A 26,138-nucleotide genomic window follows, 5' to 3' on the forward strand; every position below is an offset into this window, starting at 1 on the left:
CAAAATCCTCGGTTTCCGCTTTCTGTGTCCGATGTTGATCCGAATTCGGACTCAAAATCAAGGTTCCCTGCTTTCTCTGTCTGAAGTCGACCCGGGTTCGGACTCTAAATCCTCGGTTCCCGCTTTCTGTGTCCGAACTGGCTCCGGGTTCGGACTCTAACTGGCGCTCTCCCGCCTATTCTGTCCTAAGTTGACCCAGGTTAGTTCGGACTCTGCCGACGGGATTTTCCCTTTTCTGTCTGAAGTAGCCCAGACTTCAACAAAATTCTCAAAAAAACAAAGGGCAAGATTCAATCTAACCCTTGATCCTTTTAAATCGACCCCTGTATTTGCTTCGTATAGAAAAATCGCACAATGAAGAAATAAACAACCTGGATGGCCAAGAAAACACTCAGAACAGCGACTGATTCTGTAAACAGGTTAAAGTAGAACAGGTTTGATAAGGCAGTCAGGGCTACAGCACCATGGATAAGAGCGACGAGGATCGGTGCGAAAAACAGAATCATGGTCTGTCTGTTTAAGACCTTTTTCAGCTCTTTCCCGGTCAGCCCCATTTTGGATATCGATCTGAATTTTTGTTTGTCTTCATCCAGATCCATGTAAAGACGGAAGTACAGGAAGCTGCCGGCAGAGACGAAAAAGACAATTCCGATAAACAGGCCGATAAATAAAATAGGGCCGTAGCCTTTCATAATCTCATATATTTCATACTCCACTGATGTGATCTCATATCTAGGCAGTTCCTTGTACAGCTTTTCAGAGGCAGACATAACCCTTTCTTCCCCATCTGTTGCCTGCCAGGCGTAATAGCTTTCTTTCCAAGTCGGTTCAGGAAGGTTTTTAAAGTCTTCATCAGACATGATAAAATAGGAATCTATTGCCGGCAGGGCTTTCGATTGAATAGCTTCTTTCGGTTTCAAAACTGTGCCGGACGTCAGTGTAATGGTTTCATTCAGGAGGTCCTTCGATTGCCCAAAGTTGGTGCCTTCATACTCCACTACCACAACTTGTCCTTCTTTTAAAGAAACGGGATCTTCGCCAATAAGGGAGGCAAAACGGTTAAAATCGGATTGGCTGGCAATCTGAGTGGAACTTCCGCCCACTTCAAAACTCTTTAAAACAGTATGCGCCGATTCAGTTTCAATGTTTTCTTCCTTTAATATTCGGTTGATAGCCGCAACATTCTTCTCTTCTTGATCTTCACTCGTTTTATAAGAAAACGTTGTGGCATTTTGATTTTTTATGCTGGAGGTCAAAACGGTCTGAAATCCAAACAGTGTGCCGATTGCACTGAAGGCAACTGTAGAAACCATTGCCACCATAAAAAAAGTCCGCGCATTATCCTTCATGCGGAAGGCTAAATCGGAAAACAGCAGCATATTGGTCTTAAACCAGAAAACACTCTCATTCTTCTTTAATCTCCTAATGATAAACACGCTTAATTGCGTAAATAGCAGGTAGGTCCCAATGCTGACAACGATGATTACCGGCACCATGGCCGCTACTACCATCACACCTTTTGCGAGTAAAGCGACTGCATACCCCGCTCCTAATAAAAGAACAGCCAGCAACGTTAAGAAAAGATTCGCTTTCGGCTCACCCTTTGACATCTTATTTCCTTTAATTAATTCAATCAGCTTTTTGCTGCGCAGAACATACGTGACAAACAAGGAAATAAAGAAAAATAAAATGATGAAAGATATAAAGGTAACCAGAATGGCTTTCACCGGAAAATAAAAAGAAAGCGTACGTTCAATAATCAGCACATTCTCAGCCAGCAGCAAAATCCCTTTTGCAAACACAAGGCCCAGGAGAATACCGCCCACGGTTGCCAATAAGCCAATCAGCATATTTTCCAAAAAGACCATAAGGCGGATTTGTTTCATGCTCATGCCCTGAATCATCAATAAGCCGAATTCTCTTTTCCTGGACTGCAAAAATGAGCTCATCGAATACAAAACAAAAAAGAACGAAAACACATAGATAATTCCGGCAGCTGCATTCATTCCCTTTGTGACGGTTGAGTTCATCGCTTCCCCGCTTAATGCAGGATGATTCGCAAAAATTGAGAAGGTAAAGAAGACCATGACCGTAAATAAACTGCTGAGAAAATAGGCTGCATACAGCCGTTTGTTGCGGATGACGTTATTAAACGCGAACTGACGAAAGGTCATGTGCATCCCCTCCCAGCAGTGAAAGTGTATCGATAATCTTTTGGAAAAAGGCCTGGCGGTTATCGCCGCGGTGTATCTCCGAATAGAATTTTCCGTCCCGGATGAAAATGACCCGGTTGCAATAGCTTGCCGCCTGGGCATCATGTGTGACAAGCATCATGGTGGTCTTCTCCGTTTTATTAATCGATTCAAGCATTTCCATTACATCCTTGGAAGACTTGGAATCCAGATTACCTGTCGGTTCATCTGCCAATAGCAGCTTTGGAGTATGAATCATCGCTCTTGCCACAGCAGCTCTTTGTGCCTGTCCCCCGGAAATTTCATACGTCCGTTTATTCATAATGCCGGTAATCCCCAGTTTTTCAGCAATTTGATGCGCTTTTTCCTTCATTTCCTTCACTTTTTTTCCGTCCAATGTCAGCGGAAGGACCATATTTTCTTCAACCGTCAAGGTATGAAGCAGGTTGAAGTCCTGGAATACAAATCCCAGTTCACGGCGCCGGAATTGAGCCAGCTCGTCTTTTTTTAAGACATGGGGATTTCTTTCATTAATCAGGATTTCCCCTGTTGTCGGTTCATCAATGGTGGCAATCATGTTCAGCAGCGTCGTTTTCCCGCTTCCCGAAGGACCCATAATTCCCACAAATTCACCTTCTTCAATGGTTAAGTTAATATCCGTTAACGCACGATAGGCAATTTTTCCTTCATATATCTTGCTTACCTGTTTTACTTTTAGCATCACAAGTTCTCCTTTCACATTCTGGTGACTTGTGATCAGTATACCGTCTAATCCCAGTTCCAAAAATCGATTTTTCTTTCACTTACCTTACAAGGTTGTAAGGTTCTGTGTCTTTCCGAAAATCAGCCGGAAAAGAGACCCTTCTCCAAATGTGGATTCCAGTTCAATCCGATGGCCAAGGTAATCGGCCGCCTCCTTCGTCAAGTAAAGACCCATACCTGTGGACTCTCTGAATTTCCGCCCATTTTCACCGGTATAAAAAGGTTCAAACACACGGCGCTTGTCCGCCTCTGGGATGCCGGCGCCAAAATCCTTCACTTCTAAGACGGCTTCCCCGTCTTTTTCATAGACGGAAATATCAACCCTGCTGGTCTTTCCCCTGGAATACTTGACCGCATTATGGATCAGCTGAGAAAGTATAAAGAACAGCCATTTCTCATCTGTCTCTACGATTATGTTTTCTTTTTCCTGCAAAAGATTCGGATATACCCCGTTTCGGATATAAAATCGCTTGTTTTCACCATTTACTTCATGAATGATTTTCGACAAGTGTACAGGTTTGATATGAAAATCCTGTTCGATTGTCCGGAGTCTCGCCATATAGAGGATGGTGTTCAAGCCCGTTTTCATCCTGTCTGTTTCTTCCCGGATGCTTGATGAATCCGGTTCATCCAGGTTTTGTGCAATCAGCTCAATGACAGAAAGCGGTGTTTTCATCTGATGGACCCATTGATCCATGAACTTCAGGTGCTCATCCTGCCTGGATTCCAGCGCTTTAATTCTCGTTTGATAGTGTTTATACTGGGCCTTCAGCAGTTCATCAAGCGCCATGGAGATGGGGGAGTTTTCTGTTGTTTGAAAGGAATCGTCAAGAGAAGAAAGCTCATTTGTCAGCCTCTTATAAAACTTGCGGCGGCTAAAATAGTGGTAGGCAAGGTAAGCAGTAAGAAAGAATAGTCCGAGAAATATGCCATAGAGAGCCGGCAATAGACGCTGATAGCCATCAAGCCAGTAAATAGCCAGAACCACAAAAAATTGAACAATCTGTATAGCAATTAATAGCGCGTGCTCTTTAAAAAATAATTTCATGTCTCTCCAGCCTTTCACCAGGTAACAATCAAACGATAGCCTGCCCCTCTCACGGTTTCGACCGCTCCTGAAAGCCCAATTGCCTCCAATTTTTTTCTTACCCTTGCAATATTTACATTCAGTGTATTTTCATCCACATAAACCTGCTCATCCCACAGCTTTTCAAGAAGATCCTCACGCCCGGCCACACGCGGGTGCCGCTCCAGGAGACTTTCGATTATATCCGCTTCTTTTTTAGACAGCTGGACCGTTTTATCATGAAATGTGAGTTCCAGTCTTTCCGGAAACAGCTTTAATCCCTGTGTTTCAATAATCCGTTCCTTTGCCTGTAAGGCATATTCCCCGTAAGCCCGTCGCATCTGGCTGCGGATTTTCGCCATCACAATTTCCGGGTGAAACGGCTTCGTGATAAAATCATCGCCGCCATTTTCAAGCGCCATTACCTGGTCCATCTCCCCTACCCTCGCGGAAATGAAAATAACAGGACAAATCGACTCCTTGCGGATTTGCCTGCACCAGTAGTAGCCATCAAAGCTCGGAAGATTAATATCCAGGAGCACAAGATCCGGTTTCTGCTTATGAAACTCTTCCATTACATCATCGAACTGTTCCGCCATGACTGCCTCGTAACCATATTTCACTATATAGGATTGCAGATGCTCCGCAATTTTCGGGTCATCCTCAATAATGAATACTTTCTGCATCCTCTCACTCCTTTGTCTTAGAGAATTATGCCATAGGGAGAACGTGAAAAAAAGAGCACCATCCAATGGGATAGGCGCCCTATTAAAATACTTATGATAAATGCTTTATTTTCCTGTCAATCGGTGTACGTTCCTTCGCTTCTGGCACTTCCTCAGGGAATCCTACTCCCAGAATACCGACTACATCGTAATCATCAGAGACATTTAAAGTTAATCTGGCTTTAGCTGAAGTCCCCAGAGAAGACCAGAATGTCCCCACTCCTGATTCCCAAGCCATCAGCATGAAGTTCTGGATAAAGCAGGATACGGCAGCCATATTCTCTGTTCGCTCCAGAGCTGTTGCTCCATGTTTGGACAGAATCGCCAGCACAACAGGGGCACCGCCGAAATCGGTTTTATGATTCAGCTTGGCTCTTGTTTCCGGACCAGCAAATAATACTTCCCATGGCTCTGTCATTTTATGGTTGGGTGCCATGCTTGCAGCCTCCAGCCAGGATGTGATTAAACTATGCTCCACTTTATCAGATTTAAATTTTTTTATGTTGCGGCGTGTTGTAATGATTTTCTGTATATCCACTGTGTATTTCCCCTTTTTGTTTTTTTACTATATATAATACTAGATTAATTGGATTTCATCTGTGAAAATTATTCGATGACCCCATTCTAAGTTTAAAGCATCCAGGTTTTAATAACTGTCAATAACAAAATTAAAACAAAGACTAGATGAATAATGGTCACCATATAAGCCCTGCGGTTTTCGGCATATTTCCACTCCATAAAAGCCCTGGCGCTTTCTGAAACACCGATAAAAACAAAGAGCAGGAACCATGGTTCTAAAAACCATAGCCACTCCATCGGATCCCTCGTCATGTTAAAAGTGCCTCCCCCCAGGATGGCCAATAAAAACCCTATTCGAATGGTCCAATCCATCTTTTTATGTTTATCATTGATATGGTTATATGAAAAAAATTTCTTTTTCTCAACCTTCAGCCATTTTCTTAAACCCAATTCGAAGAAATACATAGATGCTCCGACAATCGCTACTAAGAGTAATAACTTTGGCCAGATCATTGGATCAATGTCATACATACCCTTCCCTCCTCCGCCTTTATACGAACACCGTGTTTTCTTGTCTATTTCTACGAACGCGGGAGGAAAAAGTTCCCTTTAACCTTTGGATGTTCCAGCTGCAGAAAAAATAAAAGCCGAAGAGGCATCTCTTCAGCCTTGTTTCTCCAATTCAAGCAGAGTCCGCTTCATTTCAACGCCCCCCCGATAACCGGTTATCGCACCATTTTTGCCGATGACACGATGGCATGGGACCGCGATTAACAGCGGATTGGCACCGATTGCTTTCCCTGCTGCCCGGACTGCCTGCGGCCTGTTTATTTTCTCTGCAATGTCCGAATAAGAGACTGTTTTTCCGTAGGGAATCTGTGCTAATGCCTCCCAGACTTCTTCTTGAAACGAAGTGCCCTTTACATCTAGGTCCATTGAAAAAACTTGTCTTTTTCCCAGCAGAAATTCCAGTATTTCCATCATGTATGGCTGCAATGCTTCTTTATTTTCCATAAGCACTGCAGCTGGAATATATTTTTTCAGCGATCTTTCAAAATCCTCAAACTCCGGGTCAGATCCAATATAGCAGAGACCCTTTTCTGTTTTCGCAAGATAAAGGCTCCATTCCCCTTCCTGCAGGTTTGCCCATTCAATGTTCATTCTTCCGCTCCTCTCTAGTTTTGTTTCTATATGCCGCAGGCGTTGTGCCCAGCTTCTTTTTAAATAAAGAGATAAAATAAGGGGTGCTGGGGAATCCTGCTGATGCACCGACATCGGCTACCGATTGTTCGCCGGCCTCCAGCAGATGGACAGCTTTTTCGAGCCGGATATCCTGAAAATACTCTGTAGGCGACTTCCCGGTGACCCTTTTGAACACCCGCTGCAAATGATAAGGACTTCCATGAAACAGATCCCCCAATTGATGCAATGTAAGCGGGTCTTTATAATGCTGATCGATCCACCCGGTTATCTGCTTAATCCATTCTTCTGCAGGCAGGCTGAGGCCTTCCGGTTTGCAGCGCTTGCACGGCCTGAAATTTTCCGCCAGTGCTTGAGCAGCATTTTTAAAAATAGAGACATTGCCGATATTCGGGACTCTCGACCGGCATGACGGCCTGCAGAATATCCCTGTCGTTTTAACGCCATAAAGAAAGAGATCATCATAGGATTTGTCGCAATCCTTTATTGCGGTCCAGTATTCTTCAGGAATCTGTTCATAAGCCAAGTGCGCTCACCTCTGCTAAAAAGTATACACAAAAAATACTCATTATCAGCTATTTACTATATATAAACGCAAGATAACGTAATCCTGAGGACTTACAATAAAGAAAAGGGGGAATTAAAATGAGCTTTCAATTTGTTAACTGGAAAGATACTGAAAATGGCCTGGTCCTTTTCACTCCGTCTGAATTCAGCTTTTCCGAAAACCTGCGATACTTGTCACGTTCGGCAAATGAATGCCTTTATGAGTTTTCCGGCGAGACGATTAGACGCGCCATTTCCATCAGAGATGAAAAGCTGCTGCTAGAAATAAGCGGTGAGTCAGATCAGTTCCTATCCGTCAGGATTCATAAGCCTGTCACGCATCAAATGAAAGCGGAGATTGCGGCATATATTCATGATTGGTTCGACCTGGGAGCCAGCCTGACCCCATTTTATGAGATGGCAAAAACAGATCCCTTGCTGCAAAAGCCTGCTGAACAATTTTTGGGACTGAGAGTTATGGGAATTCCCGATTTATTCGAGGCTCTGGCCTGGGGAATCCTCGGGCAGCAGATTAACCTTACATATGCGTATACACTGAAGCGGAGGCTCGTTGAAAAATATGGGAAGCCGCTGGAGTCCGGAGGAAGTAAATATTGGCTCTTCCCTGCAGCGGAAACGATTGCCGGGTTAACCATCGAAGATCTGGCCGACTTAAAAATGACCGTTAAAAAATGCGAATATCTGATTGACACAGCCCGCTTAATTGCAAACGGCGAGCTGTCGAAAGAGGACCTGCTTAAAAGCGATGTAAAAGCTGCAGAAAGAAAACTAACGCGAATACGCGGCATCGGCCCCTGGACCGCGCATTATGTCCTCATGCGGTGCCTGCGCTTCCCGAACGCTTTTCCTATCGATGATGTCGGACTGCATAATGCGATTAAAGTGATCACAGGATCTGAAAGGAAACCTGCGAGAGAGGAAATCCTGAAATATTCAGCTCGCTGGGAGAATTGGGAAGCGTATGCTACTTTTTATTTGTGGAGAGTATTATATTAGATTATTTTGCAATGTGCCATTGCCGCAAATCAACGTGACGCAGAGTGGCAGATAAAATGTAATTCTTGCCGATTTACTTTTGAAAGTGACGGATAAAATAAAAATACGGCCTCTCTCCTTGACTCTTTGCCCGATATAACGAAACCTGTCCGTTTTCTGCAGCCGATTGATCTATATAAATGATCAAAAGCACAGTAAAAGGCCGTCAATTAACGGCCTTTTTACTACTTATATCAAATTCAAGCTTGTAAATGAGATCAATCATCCGCGTCCCGATCATCTGGCAGATCACCGCATAAACAATAACCTTCCAGTCCACGACAACCCCTGTAAGCAAAAGCAGACTGCCATTTATGTAAAACAGCGTCCGTCCCGGCGCACTTCCTCTTGCTTTGGAAATGATTAACGCGAGGATATCCATGCCCCCTGACGAAGCGCCCATCCGGAATAAGATGCCGACTCCAACTCCAAAGACTGCTGCTCCAAGCAAAAGATCCAGGAAGACCGGATTCAGCGGTTCCGTTATGTATGGCGTCAGAAAATCAATCGTAACCGAAGTAACCGAAACACAAAACAGCGTCCAGAACACACTGCTTTTTCCGAGCCATTTGGCCGCTGCCAGCAGCAGGCCCGCATTCAAAACCCACAATGTCACCGAGTAAGGGGTGTCCAATAGATAATTGAATAAAACTGCCAGACTCGCCGCTCCGCCGGAAGGGATAAAATGCGGAAACAGGAAAAAGGTCATCGCGATTCCCTGGATGCCGGCAGCTATTCCTAAAATCAAAGATTTATAGAGTACGTGCATAACAAAAACTCCTAACTTTTTTCCTCACTCTATCTTATAATATTTTCATAGAAGACGAAACCGCGTGAGGTGGATAGAATGGCTATTACTTTTGAAACAGGCCGGCTCCAGCTCCGGACCATGCAGACCGATGACCTGGATGCAATTTCTGAGATTTGGGGCAGTCCTGAGGTAATGAAACACTGCTGCGGCGCCAGTACAAGAAGCCGAATCCAGCACTCCATTGACTTTTACCGGAGGCTGCAGAATGAAAAAGGCTACTCTGTTTATACTGTTTTGCTAAAAGAAAACTCCGCCCTTATTGGGGTTTGCGGGTTTAACCCGGCTGAAAATGAACACGAAGTCGAGCTCCTCTATCATTTTAATCAGCATTACTGGGGCAAGGGGTATGCTGCTGAAGCTGCGGCTGCATGCGTGGCCGCTTTAAGGAATAGTGGCCTGAATGTGCGGAAAATGTCCGCGGCGGTGGATCCAGCCAACCCTGCATCCGGAAAGGTGCTCGAAAAAATCGGCATGACTGCGGCTGGCATGAAGTGGTTTGAAGATACACAGCAGGAAGAACTCTGTTATGAAATGGAATTTATGTAACAATTGTCCACCTTAAATAAAAAACGAGTCTGCACTTGCTGCAGACCCGCCTCTTCTATTCTATTAAAATCCAGCTGCTTTTTTTCCGCCCACAACAGGAAGGCTGATATAACTTTGCCCAAGCTTTACTTCAAACGTTGCCCCTGTTGTTGAAGGAATGGCACGTCTTCGATCGCTTCCTGCGATAATGATGCCAATACGGTGACCTTCCTTAAATACATAGTCTTCAGGCAAAACATCCCATTCAAACTTATAATTCTTGCCCTCTCTTAAAGGTTCGTCCTTCTCAATCGTTTTCCAGTTTTGCGGATCAAACCAGCCTCTTGTCACAACTTCATATGGTGCTGTGTGAGTGGTTTTCTCTGTTTCTTTGTAGCAGGCATCATCTGTTGAACTGCTTTCTCCCCAGCAGGTTTCTGTATCAAGTGTCCGTACTCCCTCTCCACGGCCCTCATGATTGATGCGGGTATCTGTTCCATAGTCTACAATGAGAACTGTTAAGTTGGAGTCTTCTTTATCTACCTTTGCCCGAAGTGAAATTTCAGGTATGCCGCTCAAACGGACGTCTTCTTTAAGCTGTGGAGATAAAAATGCCAGGCGGTCGCTTTTGACAGCCGTTTCATTCGTGACCATCTGCTGCTCCGTTTGTTTTGGGTTATCTGTAAAAGATTGTTTAAAATTGCCATTCACTGGTCCTGTTGTCAAAGTGCCATTTGTCTGGTCATTCTCGCCTGGTGCCAGACGGATCTTGACATCTGCCGCATTTTGATCCGGCCAGGAAGCTTGAGTTTCCCAATGATCCGCGCCTCTTTCAATATCAACAGCAGGCTCATCCATAATGCCATTCTCCATATCCATCAGCCAGTAATCAAACCAGCGGTGAAGGGTATCAACCCACTCTGCCCTGCGGAAGTCAAATGGATCGACATGGCCGGTTTGAGTGAGCCATAATTTACGCGGTACATCTTCTTTCGCAAGTGCTGTCCACCAGTCTGCAAGGTGATTCATTTTCACATTGTAATCGTTTAATCCATGGACCGCAAACACACTTGCCTTTACGTTTTTAACGTCTTTCACGTAATTTCGTTCATCCCAAAACTCATTATAATCTCCAGATGGATCGTCCGCTTCTGAGTTCAAGCGATCGAACACCGGCTTGCAGGCCTCTTTGCGGGAACTGCTGGCAACTCTGCTGGCCAGGCCGCCTGGCCCGTTGTTGTAATATGTAAGTCCCTCATAGCGGTAATAATTGTACCAGCTGCTTATGGCGCCAATTGGAACAATGGTCTTTAAGCCTTCTACCCCTGTGGCTGCAACACCATTGGCCAGTGTACCATCATAGGACTTTCCGATCATACCTACATTCCCGGTTGTCCATTCTGCTTTGACTTCGTTATTATCTTGATCCCATGCTTTCGCTCTGCCATTCATCCAGTCAATCACAACCCGGATGCTCTCAATCTCTTCATATCCGCCAGTTGTAGGGCAGCCATCAGAATTGTTCGTTCCAACCATCTCGGGCAATGCTACTGCATACCCTCTTGGAACAAAATAATTATCATAAAATAGTGGAAACTTCTCATTCACGCCATCCTTGTCCCGGTCTTTCACTTCACTTTCATTTCCCCGCCCAAGACTCTCATAGTATGGACTCGCATCCATGATCACGGGAACTTTCAGGCCTTCTTCTGTTTCTTTCGGACGGATGATATCCACGGCAATCCTGTCTGCTTTTCCGTTTTCATCCGAATCAAGTGTGGATTCGACATAGACCGTCTCACGAATCGCCTCTTCATATGAATAAATTGGCTGAGACTTTACCTCCTCGATGTGTGCTGGCTGTGCCGGTTTCTCTTTCGCAGCTGCATTTGCAGGCGTGTAGGCAAGTGATGATAGAATCATAGACATGACAGCTAACACAGCTGCAGGTCTAATAAGCTTTTTCTTTTTCATAGAATCCCTCCTCTGCTATTTGCCACTCATTATATTTCGATTACAGAAATATTAATAGATTACTTTTTCCTAAAATTCAATATTTTTCAAAAAATGTTTTTTAAACCAAATAGGAGGAAAGTATTGTAAATGTGAGCTTCGCTAGTTTATCAGAAGATGAATAAGAGTGAGGAAATCAGCAGGAGCTTAGAGCTTACGCCAGTTTTGGCTAAAAAAAAAGCCCGGCACTCACCAAGAGCACCAGGCTTTCCATTAACAAATCGAATCAGTAGATTTCGGGTTCTTCAATCCAAACAGCGGACGGATGAACAGCGCCACACCTGTTCCGAGCATGGCCATGATCGCCCATACCCAGCCGTGCAGGCTGAAGGATGCAATTCCGCCAAAGTAGGCACCGATGTTGCATCCAAATGCAAGACGGGAACCATATCCCATCAGCAGTCCGCCGACAATCGCAGCACCAGCTACACCCGGCTTAATTTTTCCAGGCTTGAACGTTCCCTGTGATGCCGCTGAAATGAAGGCACCCAGGATGATGCCGAAGTTCATAACACTTGTAGAATCAGCAAGCACTGTATTTTTCAATGCCGTTAAATTGGGTTCTGATGCAAAGTAGCCCCATGATGTTACGTCGATGCCCATTGCCATCAGCGCTTTTCCGCCCCATAGCGCGAATGCGGAAGTGATGCCCCAAGGCGTTCCGCGGACCGTCAGAGTCAGGGCATTCAGCAAAGCTAATACGATCGCTGCTGCGAACAATGGCCATGAGCCTCGCAGGATCTTTTTCCAGCCGGCTGTTGTAGGCAAAGCTTTCATCATTGGCGCTTTACGCTTTTTCGCGATTTGCAGGGTCACCCAATAGATCAACGCAAACAAAGCAAGCTGGACCATCAATGCCCCGCCATATCCGAGTCCCGTAGAGGTAGCCAGGGAGATTGGCGGCAATGCCGGTGTTTCTTCCATCCAGAATGAGAAGTGGTACGCTCCAATCGTGGAACCAGCGATGAACGAAATCAGCGTCAGGATCATGGAGGATTGCCCTCCGCCTACAGAATACAAAGTACCGGATGCACAGCCATTCCCAAGCTGCATCCCGATTCCAAATATAAAGGAACCAAACAGGACGCTGACTCCTACAGGAGACACATATCCTTTAGGCTCAATTCCTGTAAAACTGAAGCCTGTGCTTAGTATAATCGCAAATAATGTGGAAGCAACTGCGAGCATCAGCATATGCGCCTGCAAGCCCTGCCCGTTTCCTACGCTTGCAAAGCGCCTGAATGCAGATGTAAAGCCGAATCGGGCATGAAGCAAGGTCATACCGAGTGCAATTCCAATAATAAATAGAACTCCCTGTGTCATGTTCGCTGCATTTATTATAGAGAAGAACAAAATGAGAGCTGCAAGAACACCAGCTGCAACAAAAGGCTTTTGAATCGGATTTAAGTTTGAAACAACTGTTGTAGGTGCTGAAATCCATGATTTATTTTTCATTTCAACTTGAGCCAACCTCATTCACTCCTTTTCTTATCTTTTTAGTCGGATTAAAGTGTTATTTTATACTATATTTTTTTAAAAGTAAATGGTGAATTTTTCTCCAGCCCGAAGATTTCCTGATATAATTATATCTTTGGAGAGTCATAATTTTACAGACAGGAAAGGAAAGATATCATTGTTTAAGCGGTTAAAATGGCCTTCGTGGGCAGTATTCATCCTCTTCATTATGGGCATCTATTTTTTCATCAGCTCTGGAGCTGACACCAGCCTGCAGGCCTTTTCCAGAACAGAAACAACTTCCCCGGCAGCTTTCCCCGGATTAAACCTAGAAACCCGGACAAAGGAAACGAAATCTTATACCCTTGCAATCAGTACTCCTATAACTAAAATTGAGAATTTAAACAAACCCATGAAAGAGTGGATTCAGACTCAGGAAATGGAATTCCTGGAACTTGTGCAGGCAAACCGGCAGGTGCTGGACAGCGAAGATTTCCGTGCTCACCTAAATATCAAGGCGGAGCCGAAAAAAGTTTCCGATACCATGTACACCCTGGTATTTGAAGCCTACCAGTACACCGGCGGCGCAAATGGGCAGGCCGCGGTCAAAACGTTCACGATTGACCTTGCGAATCAGAAAATGGTGCAGCTTGCCGATGTTTTCTATATGGATGAGGAGTCCCTGACAACACTCAGGACGATGATAAAAAACCAAATTGGCCAGAAGGAAGAACTTCAGGACTATCTGTTCGATGACATGCTTGACGAAGCGCTGGAAAATCCGTCGAGCTGGAAATGGTCACTGAGCGGCAAGAATTTCACGCTTTATTTTAACGAATATGAAATTGCGGCCGGTGCAGCCGGAGCGGTCAAAGTAAAAATTCCAGTCGAACAAATTCGTTCCCTCTTAAAGGATGAAATTGTCCAGCACTTGAAGCTCCCTGACATTCAACTTCCTGAACCGGAAGCCAGCGAACCCGAAACCGCTCCGCTGGATCCAAACGGCAAGTATATTGCCCTTACCTTTGATGATGGGCCGCACCCGAAAGTCACACCGCTTATACTGGATATTTTAAAAAAGCATAACGCAAAGGCTACCTTTTATATGCTTGGCAGTCAGGCGCAATTCTATCCTGCCCTCGCAAGCCAGGTGGCTGAAGAAGGCCATGAAATCGGAAATCATAGTGACAGCCATGCGGACCTTTCTTCCCTCGGTGAAAAAGAAATCCGAAAAGAAATGGAAGAAGCCAGCGCCAAAATTAAAGAAGCAAGCGGACAGCTTCCCGCAACCGTCCGCCCGCCTTATGGGGCCATGAATGAAGATGTGAAAAAAATTGCCGGAATGGCCCATACACCGCTTATTCTGTGGTCTGTCGACTCACTTGACTGGAAAACACTAAACGCTTCATCGATTCAAAAAATTGTGAAGGCCAATGCCGTGCCAGGCTCAATCGTCTTAATGCACGACATCCATATGCCAACTGCTCAAGCACTGCCGGACCTGCTGACTTATCTGAAAAAAGCGGGCTACGAATTCATTACTGTCTCCCAGCTTCTATCCCTTCAGGAACAGGAAGTGACCGGTACGTTTTTTGGAAAAAGATCATAAGCATACAGCTAAACGCTCAGGGTTTTTCCTGAGCGTTTTGTTTTATGCGCCTGTCCTCTTTTGATAAAACTGAAGGGAGACGCCGCCCGCCCCGTACACCTCTCCTCGATGCGCCCAGCCGTATTTTTCATAATACCCTTCCAAATCCGTCTGGAGATAGAGTTTTTTTAATGCAAGCTTTGCCGTTTCTTCAATAGCGTGATCAAGAAGCCGGGCGCCAAGCTTCTTCCCTCTGCTGTCCAGGTCAACGTACAGACATGCCAGCCACGGATGCAAATCCTGCCGGCTATTTAGATCATTGCGGATTAATGCATATGTTCCAATGAATCGCTCATCCAGGATAGCTGCATAAAACCTTGGGATGCCGTCCTCTGTTTTCCCGGAGTGAATCATGCAATCCTGGTAAAAAGTGAAGTTTTCTTCTGTTCCCCACTTCTCCCAGAAAAATTGAACTGCGCTATCCAATAAATGTGGGCCGCTCTCTTTCGGTTTTACATTCTAAGAGGGATTATTCAGTTTGACATATAATTATACGCTAAAAAAATATGGTGTTTTCTGTAATCATGAACCTTTCGTTAATAAAAAATAAAAGCTGCAATTTTCAGCAGCCTTAGCTATGCAATCGTTTCTCCAGCACGATCTTATGCAGTCCTTTTTCATCCTTGTAAGTTTCAATAACATCAAATCCATGCCTAATATTCAAAATCAGCATGCCTCTCCATTTGTTCATCGTCTTTGTCCGGACTATCTTATATCCCAATTCTATTAAATATTCATGCTGCTTTTCCATTAGCATGGAAGCAATCCCGTTTTCCCTGTATTCAGGGTCTACTCCGCCTAACCAGCTATAAAAGGTATCCTCTCCAAGGGCATATCCCATTTTATATCCGATCACCTTTTCTCCATCCATAGCTGTCAGCACGAGCAACTGAGGTTTGCTTTTCATCTTACTGACTAAGTCTTCAGAATCGCCGAATATGTTCCTATGAAGTTGCATGATTCCTTTTAAGATGTCATCCACTGGAATTGAATAAAAGATATTTAATTTCATATGTCCCTCCCGCTTAGAAAGCTCCTCTCCTTTAAATATAGCAGTTTTATACTACCACTGCCCTCTGCATTTCGTTATTACAGGCATCCAGTCTTAGGTCTTCTCTATCATTTTGAATATTTTAAATATTTTATATTTTTAATACCGAAACAAAATTGTATAATTTACCAGAATACTAGAATTAAGGGAGGCGAAATAAGTTGAGGCAATTGAAAAAGTCTTTTATCTTCTTTGTAACATTGCTTTTAATGACCATTTCTTCTGCGGCTTATGCAGAAAAACCGGGTCTTGAAGACTTCCCGGATCCTGCAGATGTGCAGTCCTGGGAGCTTCCTGAGGATATGACCTGGGAAGATTACCGGCCGGTGCCGGGAATTGACTGGCGCACAGCTGATATTGAGCCTGAAAGAGTTTTAAGGGGAGCGCTTGTCATTGTCGATTTTCCTGACAGGGAGTTTATTTTAAGTCAGCCGGAAGGATCTGAAGTGGCAGGCAACCCTATCGGCACCGGCAATATCCCGCGGGATGAAATCGGACAGTTCTGGGTGGATTTCCTGAACAAGCCGCAGCCGCTGAATAATCATCGGACGATTAATGAATATTGGAGAGAAAATTCGTATGGCAAATGGGCTGTTGAACTGGATTCATTTGGAACCTATCGTATGGACCACAATGAATTCCAGTATGGACTGAACGAATTCGGACAGCAATCCAATATGCCGGGAGAGTATCAGGCAAAAAATTTAAGATCTGAAGCAATGGAAAAGGCGCAAGCGGATATTGCCGCTTCAGGCAAAAATTACGATTTCACCTTCATCCTGCATGCCGGATATGATGAGTCAGGTGTCTGGCAGGAGTTTGGGGAAATGATGTTCCAGACGGCAGAAGATGTGGCGAAGGAATTTGGCCCGCCTTTTGAAGGATTCCCGAATTCCGCCAATACCCGCTATGTCCCTTGGACTTCGTGGCTTGCTGCGAAAAGCATCTGGTCCAGTGCAAGCCGGGGTGTTTCCATCCAGGGTGAAAACGATGGAATGGGAACCTTCGCTCATGAATTTGGCCATATTATGAATTTGGGGGATAACTACAATAATCCATATGGAAAGCCTGTTTCCCGCTCCTATTCCGGACCTTGGGAATTAATGAGCCGTGGAAGCTTTAATGGTCCTGCAGGGCCTCATACACGCTGGATGGTGCTCCCTACTCTGGGCGGATCGGCACCGGCACATCACATGCTCCGGAACAAAATCAAGCAAGGCTTCTTATCTGAAGACCAGTACTTGAACATCAGCCGGGAGGAATTGGCTGAATCCGGGCCTGTGTTTACTGATATCCTGGCACGTGCGGTACCGGCGGGTGTTGAGTTTGGCCGCAACGCCCTTCACGGCATCAACATCACTATGGAAGATCTGACGCCAAAGAATTCACTTGAGGACGACTGGCGTGCTGACATGCAGCGCGGGGAAAAATGGTACAACAACTATACAGTGGAAGTGGTGGACCGTGTAGGATTCGACTCGTTCACTCCAGACTCAGGGGTTCTACTGGCTAAAACCAAAAATACAGAAGCAGCACCAAACATCTGGGTCATTGACTCTCATGCAGAAGATATTCACAAGGTTGACTTTAAACGCCCTGACGGAACGGAAGCTATGTATTCCAAAGGGGATTACAGACAGCTTTCCGATTCTCTCTTCAAGGCAGGTACTGCTGAGGGAGTTGTCAGCGAATATAAAGACGAGCATAACCGTCTTCACTTCTACATTCTAAATAAAAAGCTGGATAATGAAGGAGCACTCTCCTATCGAGTTGCCGTCCGTCATATGGATGAATCCGGCCCGGCTGCGAGAGGAGTCTCTGCTGAAAACAGCAAAGTCCAATTTGCTGCTCCCGGCAAGGTGGCAGCCTATTACTTCAAGGTAACCAATACGGGCAATGATACGGATCTTTTCCGCCTTAATGCCAAGACGGAAGCCGGCTGGGAACTCATGCTTGAGCATAATGTGATTGAGGTGCAAGCCGGTGAAACAGTGGAAGTTCCAGTTTACGTGAAAATTCCAAAAACCAAGCCTGTACCGACAAACCTTACATTTACAAGCACCTCTGAAACTGATTCTGCCAAAACGGATACTATTACACGCCGTGTTGGCCCTGGTGCAGGAAAATAAACGATTAAAAAAGGGACAGGCCCGCCTGTCCCTTTTCATTTGCCTACTCTTTTGAATGCAATTGGTTCTTATAAAACTTTAAAAATCCCACAAACACCATAACCGCTCCTGCTGTGTTGCAGGCGATCCTGATCCAATTGATCATCAGAAACTCCCTTGCCGTCTGTTTCAGAAATTCCACTGAATGAACACTCTGCCCCTCAATAAACATTATTTCATTCCGCGGCCATTCAAATAGCATGGAGATGAGCCCCAGGAGAATCATAACAAGGATACTTCCCAGAACCCAGCTTCGGGCAGATTTTATTTTCCACACCAGAATCAGCGCCCCAGCCCCAGTGATCCAGCTCGCTAACCCAAGCGGCGGGAAAAACGTATGAGGACTCGCAACCTCCATAAAGTCCATCGAAACCTTAAACGATTCCGGCACGTTATGAAAAATATTCGGATACACCATGAATACCTCCAGTACAAAAGCCCCCAGCATAATAAAGGTGATCCATAAATATGAAACCATAAAGAAATACGTCAGTTTTTGCTTCATTCCTTTTCCTCCTTCATGTTTTGTTTCTTCTTATACTGCCAGGCAGGTACCATTACTGCGGATAAGGCAGCCAGATAAAACGGCAGAAATTTAATCCCCACTCGCTGATCGAATACATAGAAACTAATGATTCCAATTAGATTGGATAAAATAACTCCTGCTGTTAATCCGCCGGCTGCACCAGCCAATACCCAAACCAGAAGCCCTCTGTTTTTTTCTTTAGAGCGAACAGGCTCCTGCGGCTTCCATACCTTTCGGACCGCAGCCGCGCCTGCCCCAAGAAACAGTACTCCCGCAACCGGGTGGAACGCTCCAAGCCAGCTGATTTTCCAGCCCATATTGGCAGTGAAATACATGGCAAACAGCAGCTGAAAAACGGCTATCATTTCCTTATAAATCCTTTTAAAAAATCCTCCTGCCAGCGCACTCAGCATCAACAGCACCGGAATGGCATAGCCAAACAAATGCACAAACCTTTTATGGGCGGCCCACTTGGACGGATCCCCAAAGATCGACATCCCCGCCAGCAAAAACTGAATCAACAGGCAGCCCAGATATACCAAGCCCAATCCTATATAACTATTTTCAGCCATTGTTCTTTTTGGCATTTCCTTTCATCTCCTCTCCTGTTCATTTACAAAACCATTCTAAGCAGAGGTTCTAACAGCACTCTTATCAAATTCTTACAGAAATATTAAATCCGGAAATAAAAAAAGAACGCATAGAAAATCTATACGCTCTTACCGTTTAAATCGATAGCCCACACCCCAAACCGTTTCGATATAATCCGGTTCGGATGGGTCTTTTTCAATTTTCTCCCTTAGCCTTCTGATATGAACTGTCACGGTTGTGACATCCCCATAGAAATCAAATCCCCACACCTGCTCGAGCAGATGCTCTTTACTGAACACCTGGTTCGGGGAGGAAGCCATAAACAGCAGCAGGTCAAACTCCTTGGCCGTAAGGATTTTTTCTTGATTGCCTGCAAATACTTTCCTTGTACCCGGCTGAATCAGCAAATCCCCAACCCTGATATCTTCATCCTTGCCTGGACCGCTGGAAACCAGCCTGTCATATCTGGCTATATGCGCCTTCACCCTGGCGATCAATTGATTGGGATTAAAAGGCTTGGCAATATAATCATCCGCTCCCCGGCCCAATCCCCTGATCATATCAATGTCCTCATTTTTTGCCGTCACCATAATAATGGGTATCTCTGTAACCTCCCTGATTTTCCTGCAGACTTCATATCCGTCCATATCCGGAAGCATCAGATCCAGCAGAACCAGCCGATAGGCGTTTGTTTTTAAGCGTTCCAGCCCTTCCTGACCCGTTGCCGCAATATCTGCCTCATACTGGTTCAATTCCAGGTAATCCCGTTCGAGCTCAGCAATACTGGGCTCATCTTCAATGATCAAGATTCTCTCCAATCATCTTCCCCCCTTTTTTAACGTAAAAAAGATACTAAGCCCCTGTCCGGCTCCGCCCTTTGCCCAAACGGTCCCCCCGTGGCCTTCAATAATTTTTTTTACAATGGCCAGACCCAGCCCGCTGCCGCCTGTGGCAGAATTCCGGGAGACATCCGTACGGTAAAAGCGGTCAAATAAATGAGGAAGCTCGTCGTGTGAAACGCCAGCACCATTGTCCTGAATTTCAACCGCGACATCCTCCGCTTTTGATGACAGCCTGACGACTAATTCTTTCTTTTCTTCCTTCATGTATTTCAAGCTATTCTGCACAATATTGCCAACTACGCGATTTAATTTCTCCCTGTCAGCCTGTACCCGATACGATTGATTCGGCTCGCACTCAAGACGGAGACTGACAGGCTGTCCCGCCAGATTAAACCGAAGCTCCTCAAGGTAATCATCAAAGTAGGACGCTAAATCCAGCTCCCTCAAATCATAAGGAACATTCGGCAAATCAAGCTTGGAATACAATAAAAGCTCTGAGATCAAAGCTTCCATATCATCCGCCTTTTTTTCAATTGTGCCCAAATATCGTTCCATCTTTTCCGGCGTATTCGCCACACCATCTGCCAGGCCTCGGATATAGCCCTTAATGCTCGTTAAAGGGGTTTTTAAATCATGGGAAATGCTTGCAATCAATTCCTTCTGATTTTCTTCATACAGCTTTTGCATCGCTGCGGCTTCCTTCAATCGGCTTCTCATGCTTTCAAACGCCATGGCTAGTTCGTTCAGCTCATCCTTTTTCCCTGAAACCACTATTTTTGTATCCAGATTTCCTCTGCTGATATCATTCGCCGACTGCTTCAGCCGGAGAAGCGGAGCAATGATGCTTTTCGAAACAAGGAAAGTCAGGATTCCATTGGTCAAAACCAGCACCCCGACCAGCAGATAAATCCGAATCGACCGGAAAAATTCGAGATCCTCCTGATCCACTGAACCTTTCACAGGATAAAACAATACATACCCAATGACCATTTCCAAAAGCAAAAATAAAACAACAGGAAGCAGCACCATCCCTATATTCGATAAAATCAATCGTTTTTTTATGGACATACAGTCACCCCGGTTTTGTATCATAATAGCCGGGTTGAACCCAGCTTGATAGTCTTGAAAGAAGTATAAACAAAGATTCTAACCAAAACATTATGCAGTTATTACAAATTTCTTAACAGCAGGTTTTTTTGTGGTGATTTACACGTTTTTGCGCGGAGGGGTGGTGTAGAGTTCCTGAATTTTCAGGTTAACACCGGGTTTGGACTCTAACTCGCGCTTCCTGCTTTTTGTATCTGAAGTTGCAGCGGATTCGGACTCTAATTCACGATTACCTGTCTTTTGTGTCTGAAGTTGCACCAGGTTCGGACTCTGACTCGCGATTACCTGTCTTTTGTGTCTGAAGTTGCACCAGGTTCGGACTCTAATTCACGATTACCTGCTTTTTCTGTCCGAAGTTAAACCTAGGTTCGGACTCTGCCCCTCGGATTTTCGCTTTTTGTGTCCGAGATCCTCCAGTTCCTGTGGTTTAAGTTAAAAAGCATCAAAAAAAGTGCACAGATTCATTCTGCACACCAGCTCCCTGCCTTACACTAAACGATTCACTATTTATTCTTGCTTTCCATTCTAAAAAGGATCTGATCGAGCTTTTCTTCCATGCGCTTTAACCTGTCGTTTCTTCTCTTGAAAATAAAAAAGAAAATGACGAGAATCCCAGGAATGGTCAATAAAAAGGAGAAAGCCAAGAGCTGAAATAAAATATCCCCGGCATTCAATCCGGCTAGAGCAAATGTGAACGAATTCATGATGGATCCCCTTTCCGTGATGACATGCTTAAGGTATATAGCTGCCTAAGGGATACTACTAGAGCAAATACAGCCAAGGCATTGGTCACGGAAAAGAAATCTATGTCCGTTAACATGTTCCTGATCATTAATAATATTGCTATGACTGAAATGATAATGGCCGAGTAAAAATCAAACCTGCTGCTATTTTCTTTCAAAACCAGCTCCCCCTTTTTAGTAGTTTACGATTTTACAGGAGAGAAAGTTTCATGTTCAGCCATAAAAAGGGACAGGTTCATTTTCCCCCATCCCTCTGGGACAGTTGACCTGTCCCGTTGTCCCACTTGCACTATTTCTCTCTCAACATTGAATATTTACGATAAGCTTTATAGAAACTGCTGCAGAAGAACACAGCCATAAAGACTGGAAGCAGCCTTAAAAGGACAAATGGAGTCTCAAATAAAAAGGCTTTCCAAAATAATGCACCTTCCATACTCCAAAGACCCTCGGCTAAATATAAGCCTGAATCCTTATAAAGCATATAAGAAAAATACAATAACAGTAACCCTAAACCAGATGAATAACCCATCAGCCTTTTATAATAATTACTTTCTGATTGGCGATCTGAAAAGATTTGAATTTGACCATCATCCTCTTTTTGCCAATATCGAATTCCGCCAAGCCACGGCCCATTTATATAAGCCCAGCCGAAATCTTCATATAACCCTTTGTAATCTTCGAACTTTTTCTTTGAAAAATAATCTTGATAATCGAGCAGCATCACATATCTCTTGTCTGTTTTTTCGAAAGTGTATATTCCCAATCCGCTAATATTTGTACAGCGATAGCCTTTTTGCAATTGCTCGTTCAGCCAGTGCTCCTCTTTTTCAATATCAAAAAACATCTTAAATTTCTTCATTCGATTCACTTCCTTCGTACAGGGATAAAATATGCAGCAGCCTGTTTTGTTCGATTTTCAAAATTTCGCTTCCTTCCGCGGTAATCATATAAACTTTTCTCCGGCCTGACTCTCCAACAGGTTCGATCCAGGCATGCTTATTCAAATTTTCAATTGCACCGTATAACGTACCTGCCGCTAAAATAACAGTGCCGTTACTTATCTCTTCTATCTTCTGCATGACGGCATAGCCATGGAGCGGCTCACGCAGAGCTAATAAAATATAATGCATGGTTTCAGACAACGGTAATAATTTATGTTTCATAATCTCATCCTCTATTCAGTTCAGCTATATAGTTCAACTTAATAACAGAATAATACAGTTCAACTGAATAGTCAACAACCATTTCAGCATAGTCAAAGGAACTTTAAGCAAAAAGCTTGAGAACCAGGGGAAAATCAAACTAAAAAGCCGCTTTCCTTACGCAAGGGAAAGCAACTGTTTGTGTAGTTTTATTCACTTAAATGGCCCTACGGTTGAACACAAAAGCTCCTGTTTACCAGTTAATGAATCCGCTGAGGCAATGGGAAATCACGGACATCGTTTCTTCAATCGAGCGTTCATCCGGGCTTTCTGCGATCCACAATGCCGATTCGTTCAGAGCGCCGGAGAGAAAATGTGTTAAAGCGTTCAGGGGGACCGGCTTTAAATTTCCCTGTTCCTGCATAATCTGGAGTTGATCGCGCAGATGCCGCATTGAGTGCTGTTCGTCCATGCTGCGCCAGACTTCCCACCCCAGTACGGCCGGTCCGTCGATGAGCAGAATGCGTCTTGTTCGCAGTTCAACGGCCGACGCGACGAATGCACGGCAGCCCAGGGTCAGTTGTTCCCAGGGATTCTCGCTCTGGGACGCTTCAGCTTCAACCCTGTCTCCGATTTCCTTCTGAACCGCCTCAAGTACAGCCTGGAACAATCCGCGCTTATTTCCAAAGTGATGGTATAGAGCGCCGCGTGTCAGGTTCGCTTCGGCGACGATGTCCTCCATTGACGATGCCGCGTAGCCTTTCTCAGTAAAATGTCTTCGGGCCACCTTGATCAGCGAAGCAATCGTTTCATATGTCTCTTCCTTGTTTCTTTTCATCTCGACTTATTCTCCTATATGTGTTTTGCCTTAGAAGTACCTCGAGTTATAAGGCTTTCCTCACCTGAAGCGACTAGTGCTCTTAACCCTTGGCCGGCGGTAAATGAGGTGCGATCGATCCAGAGAGCCGGTGGGCAAGCTCGATTCCCGTAATGTGTTTTAGAGCTGTGAGTCATCATTTCATCGATCCATTACTTCTCATTTGTATTGATCGCTGTATTCCGAGGAAGGAGGAATGATCTTGATGATATCGATCAAGACCCCATTTGGATCGTTCGTAATGAAATGCCGCTGTCCGAAGGCTTCGTCGCGGAGCTCAAGCCTTAAGGGGAGCTTCTTGCCAACGATTAGCCTTTCGTATTCCGCATCGACGTCTTCTACTTCGAAGTTAAGGATAAGTCCCTTCACCGAATGACGATAAGCTTCCGGTATGGTGGGATGTCCCGACTCCAGGATCGCCAACTCGAGTGCGGTCTGATCCTCCTTGACCAACCGCAAACTTACGTACCAATCAGATTCAAATGTCGCTTCGAATCCGAACAGAGTCCGATAAAAATCCGCGGTACCTACCACCTGTTCCGTCATAATGACCGGGTAGAAACTTGTTGTTTTCATAGTTCACTTCCCCCTTACCAGTTAATACCATAACATTAACATACAAACAGTATGTATGTAAATAGTTGATACAACCATAGAGGAAGGAAATCAAGGGAATTTTTTAACACAGCAAACCTAACCCAGCCGGTTGAAAGATTGTATGAACTCTCTTCTATAAAACTGAGCTCCCTAACTTTTACGCGGCTTGATAACAAAAATTATCTTCTATATAAAAACCGCTCAACACAGTTGATTGAGCGGTTTTCTAATTCAAATAAAACAGTTCAGATCCGTTGGTTTAAGTTCATTTTCTATACACTTATCCAAATTAAAAAGACATCCGATGTCCGCCTTAAAAGATTGTTTAATGCTCCATCATTTCATGAGCGATATCCTGGCCATCCATATCTGATGGATAGTAAGTAGGCCAATGGGTAACTTCATCCAGTAACTTTTCCCTGTCATCACCCCAATACAGGTGATAGTGGCCAGCCTCTGTCGGATAGATGCTATGATCACTAAACTGAATATATTGAGGAAGACCATCAGTTTCTTTTTCCAGTTTAAATACATATCTAACCCCTCTATTACCAGCATCATATGTGAGGATTTCATACCCATCGTAGATATAATCACCAGAATGTTCTTCTCCGTTCTTGTAAAACGTTACCTTGTTCCCCTGTATCTGAATTCGCCCAACATTTGTTTGGTAGCCTTCATCATAATATTCCTTATATTCTTTAACTGTCATTTCTCCTTCATGCTCTGCTTTATGAGCAAATACTTCGTCAAGGGTACCATCTTGAAGATATGGGTATACAGATTGCCAGTCACCTTCCCAGTCCGATAAGGATCGATCCTTCACTTGACTGTCTTCAAAATACCCTTCATAAATTTTTGCTGTTTCTTCATTATCTGAATGTGTATGGCCGTGATCATGTTCACGCTCATTTGTCTCAAAATCTTCTTCTGATGAAGGTTCCGATAATGCTTTTGTCAGTTCCTTTAAGTTGTGCTGCATGAGAGTAAAGTAGTCCTCATTATCCTTGATATCTTCTTCTGTTAAAACCGATAAATTGTGTATACGTAAAGCCTCTGCATCAATTTCCTTCCTAACTATGTCTGCCACCTTAGGAGTTATATTCTGTTCAAAAAATACATGCTTTAAGCCATGCTTTTCAGCAGTCTTAATGATGTTTTGCACCTCTTTATGTGAGGGCTCGTTAGCAGGGCTCAAGCCGGATACGGCGATTTGCTCGATCCCATAGCTTTTCTCCCAATAGCCATAAGCAGCATGAGATACAATAATTTTATTTTCAGGTAAATTTACAAGTTGTGTGCGGAATTCCTGGTCTAAGTTTTCGAGTTTTCTTGTCAGCTCCTCAAAGTTTTGATTAAAGATCTCTTCTTGCTCAGGTTTCAATTCAACTAATAAATCCTTTATATGCTCTGCCAGCTGAATAGAACGAATAGGATCCAGCCAAACGTGAGGATCCTGGTCCCCATGATCATGTTCATCTCCATGACCGCCCTCCTCTTCACGCTCATGGCCGCCATCCTCCCCTTCATGGGTATGTACATGCTTTTCCAAGTTAATTCCTTTTGATGCTTCAAGTATCTTAACGTCATCAGATTGAATCGTATCCGAGATTTTGTGTGCATATGCTTCTAAGCCTGCCCCATTATATATAAAAGCATCAGACTCAGATATTTTCATCATATCGCTGGTGGTTGGTTCATATGTATGCGAGTCTGATCCTGATGGCAGAATAGACGCTACGGAAGCTTGATCTCCTGCAATTTGTTCAGCAAAAAACTGAAGAGGATATACAGTTGTATAAATCTTTAACTCCTTGCTGGATCCACTTGGCTCCTTTTCACTTTCACTGCTGTTTACAGTTCTCCCTCCGCAAGCAGCCAGCGTAAAGATGACAAAAATTAAACTAAGCAATCCTGCATATTTTCTAAACATTTTTACTCCCCCTTTACTTTAGGGAACATTTTATCGTAATGAT

At 44.4% G+C, this 26,138-nt stretch carries 28 protein-coding genes; 4 read left to right on the top strand and 24 right to left on the bottom strand.

Annotation, left to right across the window (positions count from 1 at the left end; translation table 11 throughout):
- Positions 1-311: 311 nt before the first annotated feature.
- From NYE23_RS17135 to NYE23_RS17170, 8 genes are all read right to left on the bottom strand, one after another.
- A complete protein-coding gene (locus tag NYE23_RS17135) occupies positions 312-2,174 on the bottom strand; it encodes an ABC transporter permease (protein ID WP_341079506.1) in 1,863 nt (620 codons plus the stop codon).
- Positions 2,149-2,913 (bottom strand): ABC transporter ATP-binding protein, encoded by a 765-nt coding sequence (locus tag NYE23_RS17140; RefSeq protein WP_341079507.1) that lies wholly within the window; start codon positions 2,911-2,913, stop codon positions 2,149-2,151. The genes NYE23_RS17135 and NYE23_RS17140 overlap by 26 nt, the downstream gene beginning before the upstream one ends.
- Before the next feature lie 87 nt (positions 2,914-3,000).
- Entirely contained in the window at positions 3,001-4,002 is a 1,002-nt protein-coding gene (locus NYE23_RS17145; RefSeq protein ID WP_341079508.1) for a sensor histidine kinase, read from the bottom strand.
- Positions 4,003-4,016: 14 nt separating this feature from the next.
- On the bottom strand, positions 4,017-4,706 hold the full coding sequence (locus NYE23_RS17150) for a response regulator transcription factor (RefSeq protein ID WP_341079510.1): 690 nt from the start codon (positions 4,704-4,706) through the stop codon (positions 4,017-4,019).
- A gap of 91 nt (positions 4,707-4,797) precedes the next feature.
- A complete protein-coding gene (locus NYE23_RS17155; protein WP_341079512.1) occupies positions 4,798-5,283 on the bottom strand; it encodes a nitroreductase family protein in 486 nt (161 codons plus the stop codon).
- A 92-nt stretch (positions 5,284-5,375) separates the two neighbouring features.
- Positions 5,376-5,795, bottom strand: coding sequence for a DUF4181 domain-containing protein (locus NYE23_RS17160; RefSeq protein WP_341079514.1), 420 nt, complete (start codon positions 5,793-5,795; stop codon positions 5,376-5,378).
- Between the two features lie 132 nt (positions 5,796-5,927).
- Positions 5,928-6,425 carry a methylated-DNA--[protein]-cysteine S-methyltransferase gene (locus NYE23_RS17165; RefSeq protein WP_341079516.1) on the bottom strand — a complete coding sequence of 166 codons (498 nt, stop codon included), beginning with the start codon at positions 6,423-6,425 and terminating at the stop codon, positions 5,928-5,930.
- Complete coding sequence (locus NYE23_RS17170) at positions 6,415-6,990, bottom strand: bifunctional transcriptional activator/DNA repair enzyme AdaA (protein WP_341079517.1); 576 nt, start codon at positions 6,988-6,990, stop codon at positions 6,415-6,417. Before NYE23_RS17170 ends, NYE23_RS17165 begins: the two co-directional genes overlap by 11 nt.
- A gap of 119 nt (positions 6,991-7,109) precedes the next feature.
- On the opposite strand from NYE23_RS17170, the gene NYE23_RS17175 reads away from it, so the two are divergent.
- The gene (locus tag NYE23_RS17175) at positions 7,110-8,027 is read left to right on the top strand and encodes a DNA-3-methyladenine glycosylase family protein (protein WP_341079521.1); all 918 of its coding nucleotides are present in this window, start codon (positions 7,110-7,112) and stop codon (positions 8,025-8,027) included.
- Between the two features lie 205 nt (positions 8,028-8,232).
- Here NYE23_RS17175 and NYE23_RS17180 read toward each other — a convergent pair whose 3' ends face one another.
- Complete coding sequence (locus NYE23_RS17180; RefSeq protein WP_341079522.1) at positions 8,233-8,835, bottom strand: YitT family protein; 603 nt, start codon at positions 8,833-8,835, stop codon at positions 8,233-8,235.
- A gap of 78 nt (positions 8,836-8,913) precedes the next feature.
- Between NYE23_RS17180 and NYE23_RS17185 the strand changes: the two genes are divergently transcribed.
- A complete protein-coding gene (locus tag NYE23_RS17185) occupies positions 8,914-9,423 on the top strand; it encodes a GNAT family N-acetyltransferase (protein WP_341079523.1) in 510 nt (169 codons plus the stop codon).
- A gap of 63 nt (positions 9,424-9,486) precedes the next feature.
- Here NYE23_RS17185 and NYE23_RS17190 read toward each other — a convergent pair whose 3' ends face one another.
- Positions 9,487-11,376: a Xaa-Pro dipeptidyl-peptidase gene (locus NYE23_RS17190; protein ID WP_341079525.1), complete on the bottom strand. Its 1,890-nt coding sequence runs from the start codon at positions 11,374-11,376 to the stop codon at positions 9,487-9,489.
- 252 nt (positions 11,377-11,628) lie between these two features.
- Complete coding sequence (locus tag NYE23_RS17195; RefSeq protein ID WP_341080786.1) at positions 11,629-12,870, bottom strand: YeeE/YedE family protein; 1,242 nt, start codon at positions 12,868-12,870, stop codon at positions 11,629-11,631.
- Between the two features lie 178 nt (positions 12,871-13,048).
- Here NYE23_RS17195 and NYE23_RS17200 point away from each other — a divergent pair, with 178 nt between their 5' ends.
- Positions 13,049-14,479 carry a polysaccharide deacetylase family protein gene (locus NYE23_RS17200; protein WP_341079526.1) on the top strand — a complete coding sequence of 477 codons (1,431 nt, stop codon included), beginning with the start codon at positions 13,049-13,051 and terminating at the stop codon, positions 14,477-14,479.
- A gap of 42 nt (positions 14,480-14,521) precedes the next feature.
- On the opposite strand, the gene NYE23_RS17205 is transcribed toward NYE23_RS17200, so the two are convergent.
- Positions 14,522-14,944 carry a GNAT family N-acetyltransferase gene (locus NYE23_RS17205; RefSeq protein WP_341079527.1) on the bottom strand — a complete coding sequence of 141 codons (423 nt, stop codon included), beginning with the start codon at positions 14,942-14,944 and terminating at the stop codon, positions 14,522-14,524.
- A gap of 145 nt (positions 14,945-15,089) precedes the next feature.
- On the bottom strand, positions 15,090-15,530 hold the full coding sequence (locus NYE23_RS17210; RefSeq protein ID WP_341079529.1) for a GNAT family N-acetyltransferase: 441 nt from the start codon (positions 15,528-15,530) through the stop codon (positions 15,090-15,092).
- Between the two features lie 200 nt (positions 15,531-15,730).
- Between NYE23_RS17210 and NYE23_RS17215 the strand changes: the two genes are divergently transcribed.
- Complete coding sequence (locus tag NYE23_RS17215; protein WP_341079530.1) at positions 15,731-17,698, top strand: M6 family metalloprotease domain-containing protein; 1,968 nt, start codon at positions 15,731-15,733, stop codon at positions 17,696-17,698.
- A 43-nt stretch (positions 17,699-17,741) separates the two neighbouring features.
- On the opposite strand, the gene NYE23_RS17220 is transcribed toward NYE23_RS17215, so the two are convergent.
- The 11 genes from NYE23_RS17220 to NYE23_RS17270 all read right to left on the bottom strand — a co-directional run bounded on the left by NYE23_RS17220 (position 17,742) and on the right by NYE23_RS17270 (position 26,095).
- A complete protein-coding gene (locus NYE23_RS17220) occupies positions 17,742-18,242 on the bottom strand; it encodes a DUF1772 domain-containing protein (RefSeq protein ID WP_341079531.1) in 501 nt (166 codons plus the stop codon).
- Positions 18,239-18,850: a DUF5957 family protein gene (locus NYE23_RS17225; protein WP_341079532.1), complete on the bottom strand. Its 612-nt coding sequence runs from the start codon at positions 18,848-18,850 to the stop codon at positions 18,239-18,241. The genes NYE23_RS17220 and NYE23_RS17225 overlap by 4 nt, the downstream gene beginning before the upstream one ends.
- A 132-nt stretch (positions 18,851-18,982) precedes the next feature.
- Entirely contained in the window at positions 18,983-19,672 is a 690-nt protein-coding gene (locus tag NYE23_RS17230; RefSeq protein WP_341079534.1) for a response regulator transcription factor, read from the bottom strand.
- Positions 19,673-20,764, bottom strand: a complete 1,092-nt coding sequence (locus NYE23_RS17235; RefSeq protein WP_341079535.1) for a sensor histidine kinase — start codon at positions 20,762-20,764, stop codon at positions 19,673-19,675.
- Positions 20,765-21,306: 542 nt separating this feature from the next.
- The gene (locus tag NYE23_RS17240; protein ID WP_341079536.1) at positions 21,307-21,507 is read right to left on the bottom strand and encodes a hypothetical protein; all 201 of its coding nucleotides are present in this window, start codon (positions 21,505-21,507) and stop codon (positions 21,307-21,309) included.
- Entirely contained in the window at positions 21,504-21,704 is a 201-nt protein-coding gene (locus tag NYE23_RS17245) for a hypothetical protein (RefSeq protein WP_341079538.1), read from the bottom strand. Before NYE23_RS17245 ends, NYE23_RS17240 begins: the two co-directional genes overlap by 4 nt.
- A 131-nt stretch (positions 21,705-21,835) precedes the next feature.
- Positions 21,836-22,405 carry a DUF2812 domain-containing protein gene (locus tag NYE23_RS17250; RefSeq protein WP_341079539.1) on the bottom strand — a complete coding sequence of 190 codons (570 nt, stop codon included), beginning with the start codon at positions 22,403-22,405 and terminating at the stop codon, positions 21,836-21,838.
- Positions 22,392-22,709 (bottom strand): PadR family transcriptional regulator, encoded by a 318-nt coding sequence (locus NYE23_RS17255; protein ID WP_341079540.1) that lies wholly within the window; start codon positions 22,707-22,709, stop codon positions 22,392-22,394. The genes NYE23_RS17250 and NYE23_RS17255 overlap by 14 nt, the downstream gene beginning before the upstream one ends.
- A 232-nt stretch (positions 22,710-22,941) precedes the next feature.
- Positions 22,942-23,526, bottom strand: a complete 585-nt coding sequence (locus NYE23_RS17260; RefSeq protein WP_341079542.1) for a TetR/AcrR family transcriptional regulator — start codon at positions 23,524-23,526, stop codon at positions 22,942-22,944.
- A 198-nt stretch (positions 23,527-23,724) separates the two neighbouring features.
- Positions 23,725-24,141 (bottom strand): VOC family protein, encoded by a 417-nt coding sequence (locus NYE23_RS17265; protein ID WP_341079543.1) that lies wholly within the window; start codon positions 24,139-24,141, stop codon positions 23,725-23,727.
- A gap of 346 nt (positions 24,142-24,487) precedes the next feature.
- The gene (locus NYE23_RS17270) at positions 24,488-26,095 is read right to left on the bottom strand and encodes a metal ABC transporter solute-binding protein, Zn/Mn family (RefSeq protein WP_341079545.1); all 1,608 of its coding nucleotides are present in this window, start codon (positions 26,093-26,095) and stop codon (positions 24,488-24,490) included.
- Positions 26,096-26,138 lie beyond the last annotated feature (43 nt).

This window comes from Cytobacillus sp. FSL H8-0458, assembly GCF_038002165.1.
Classification (GTDB): Bacteria; Bacillota; Bacilli; order Bacillales; family Cytobacillaceae; genus Cytobacillus.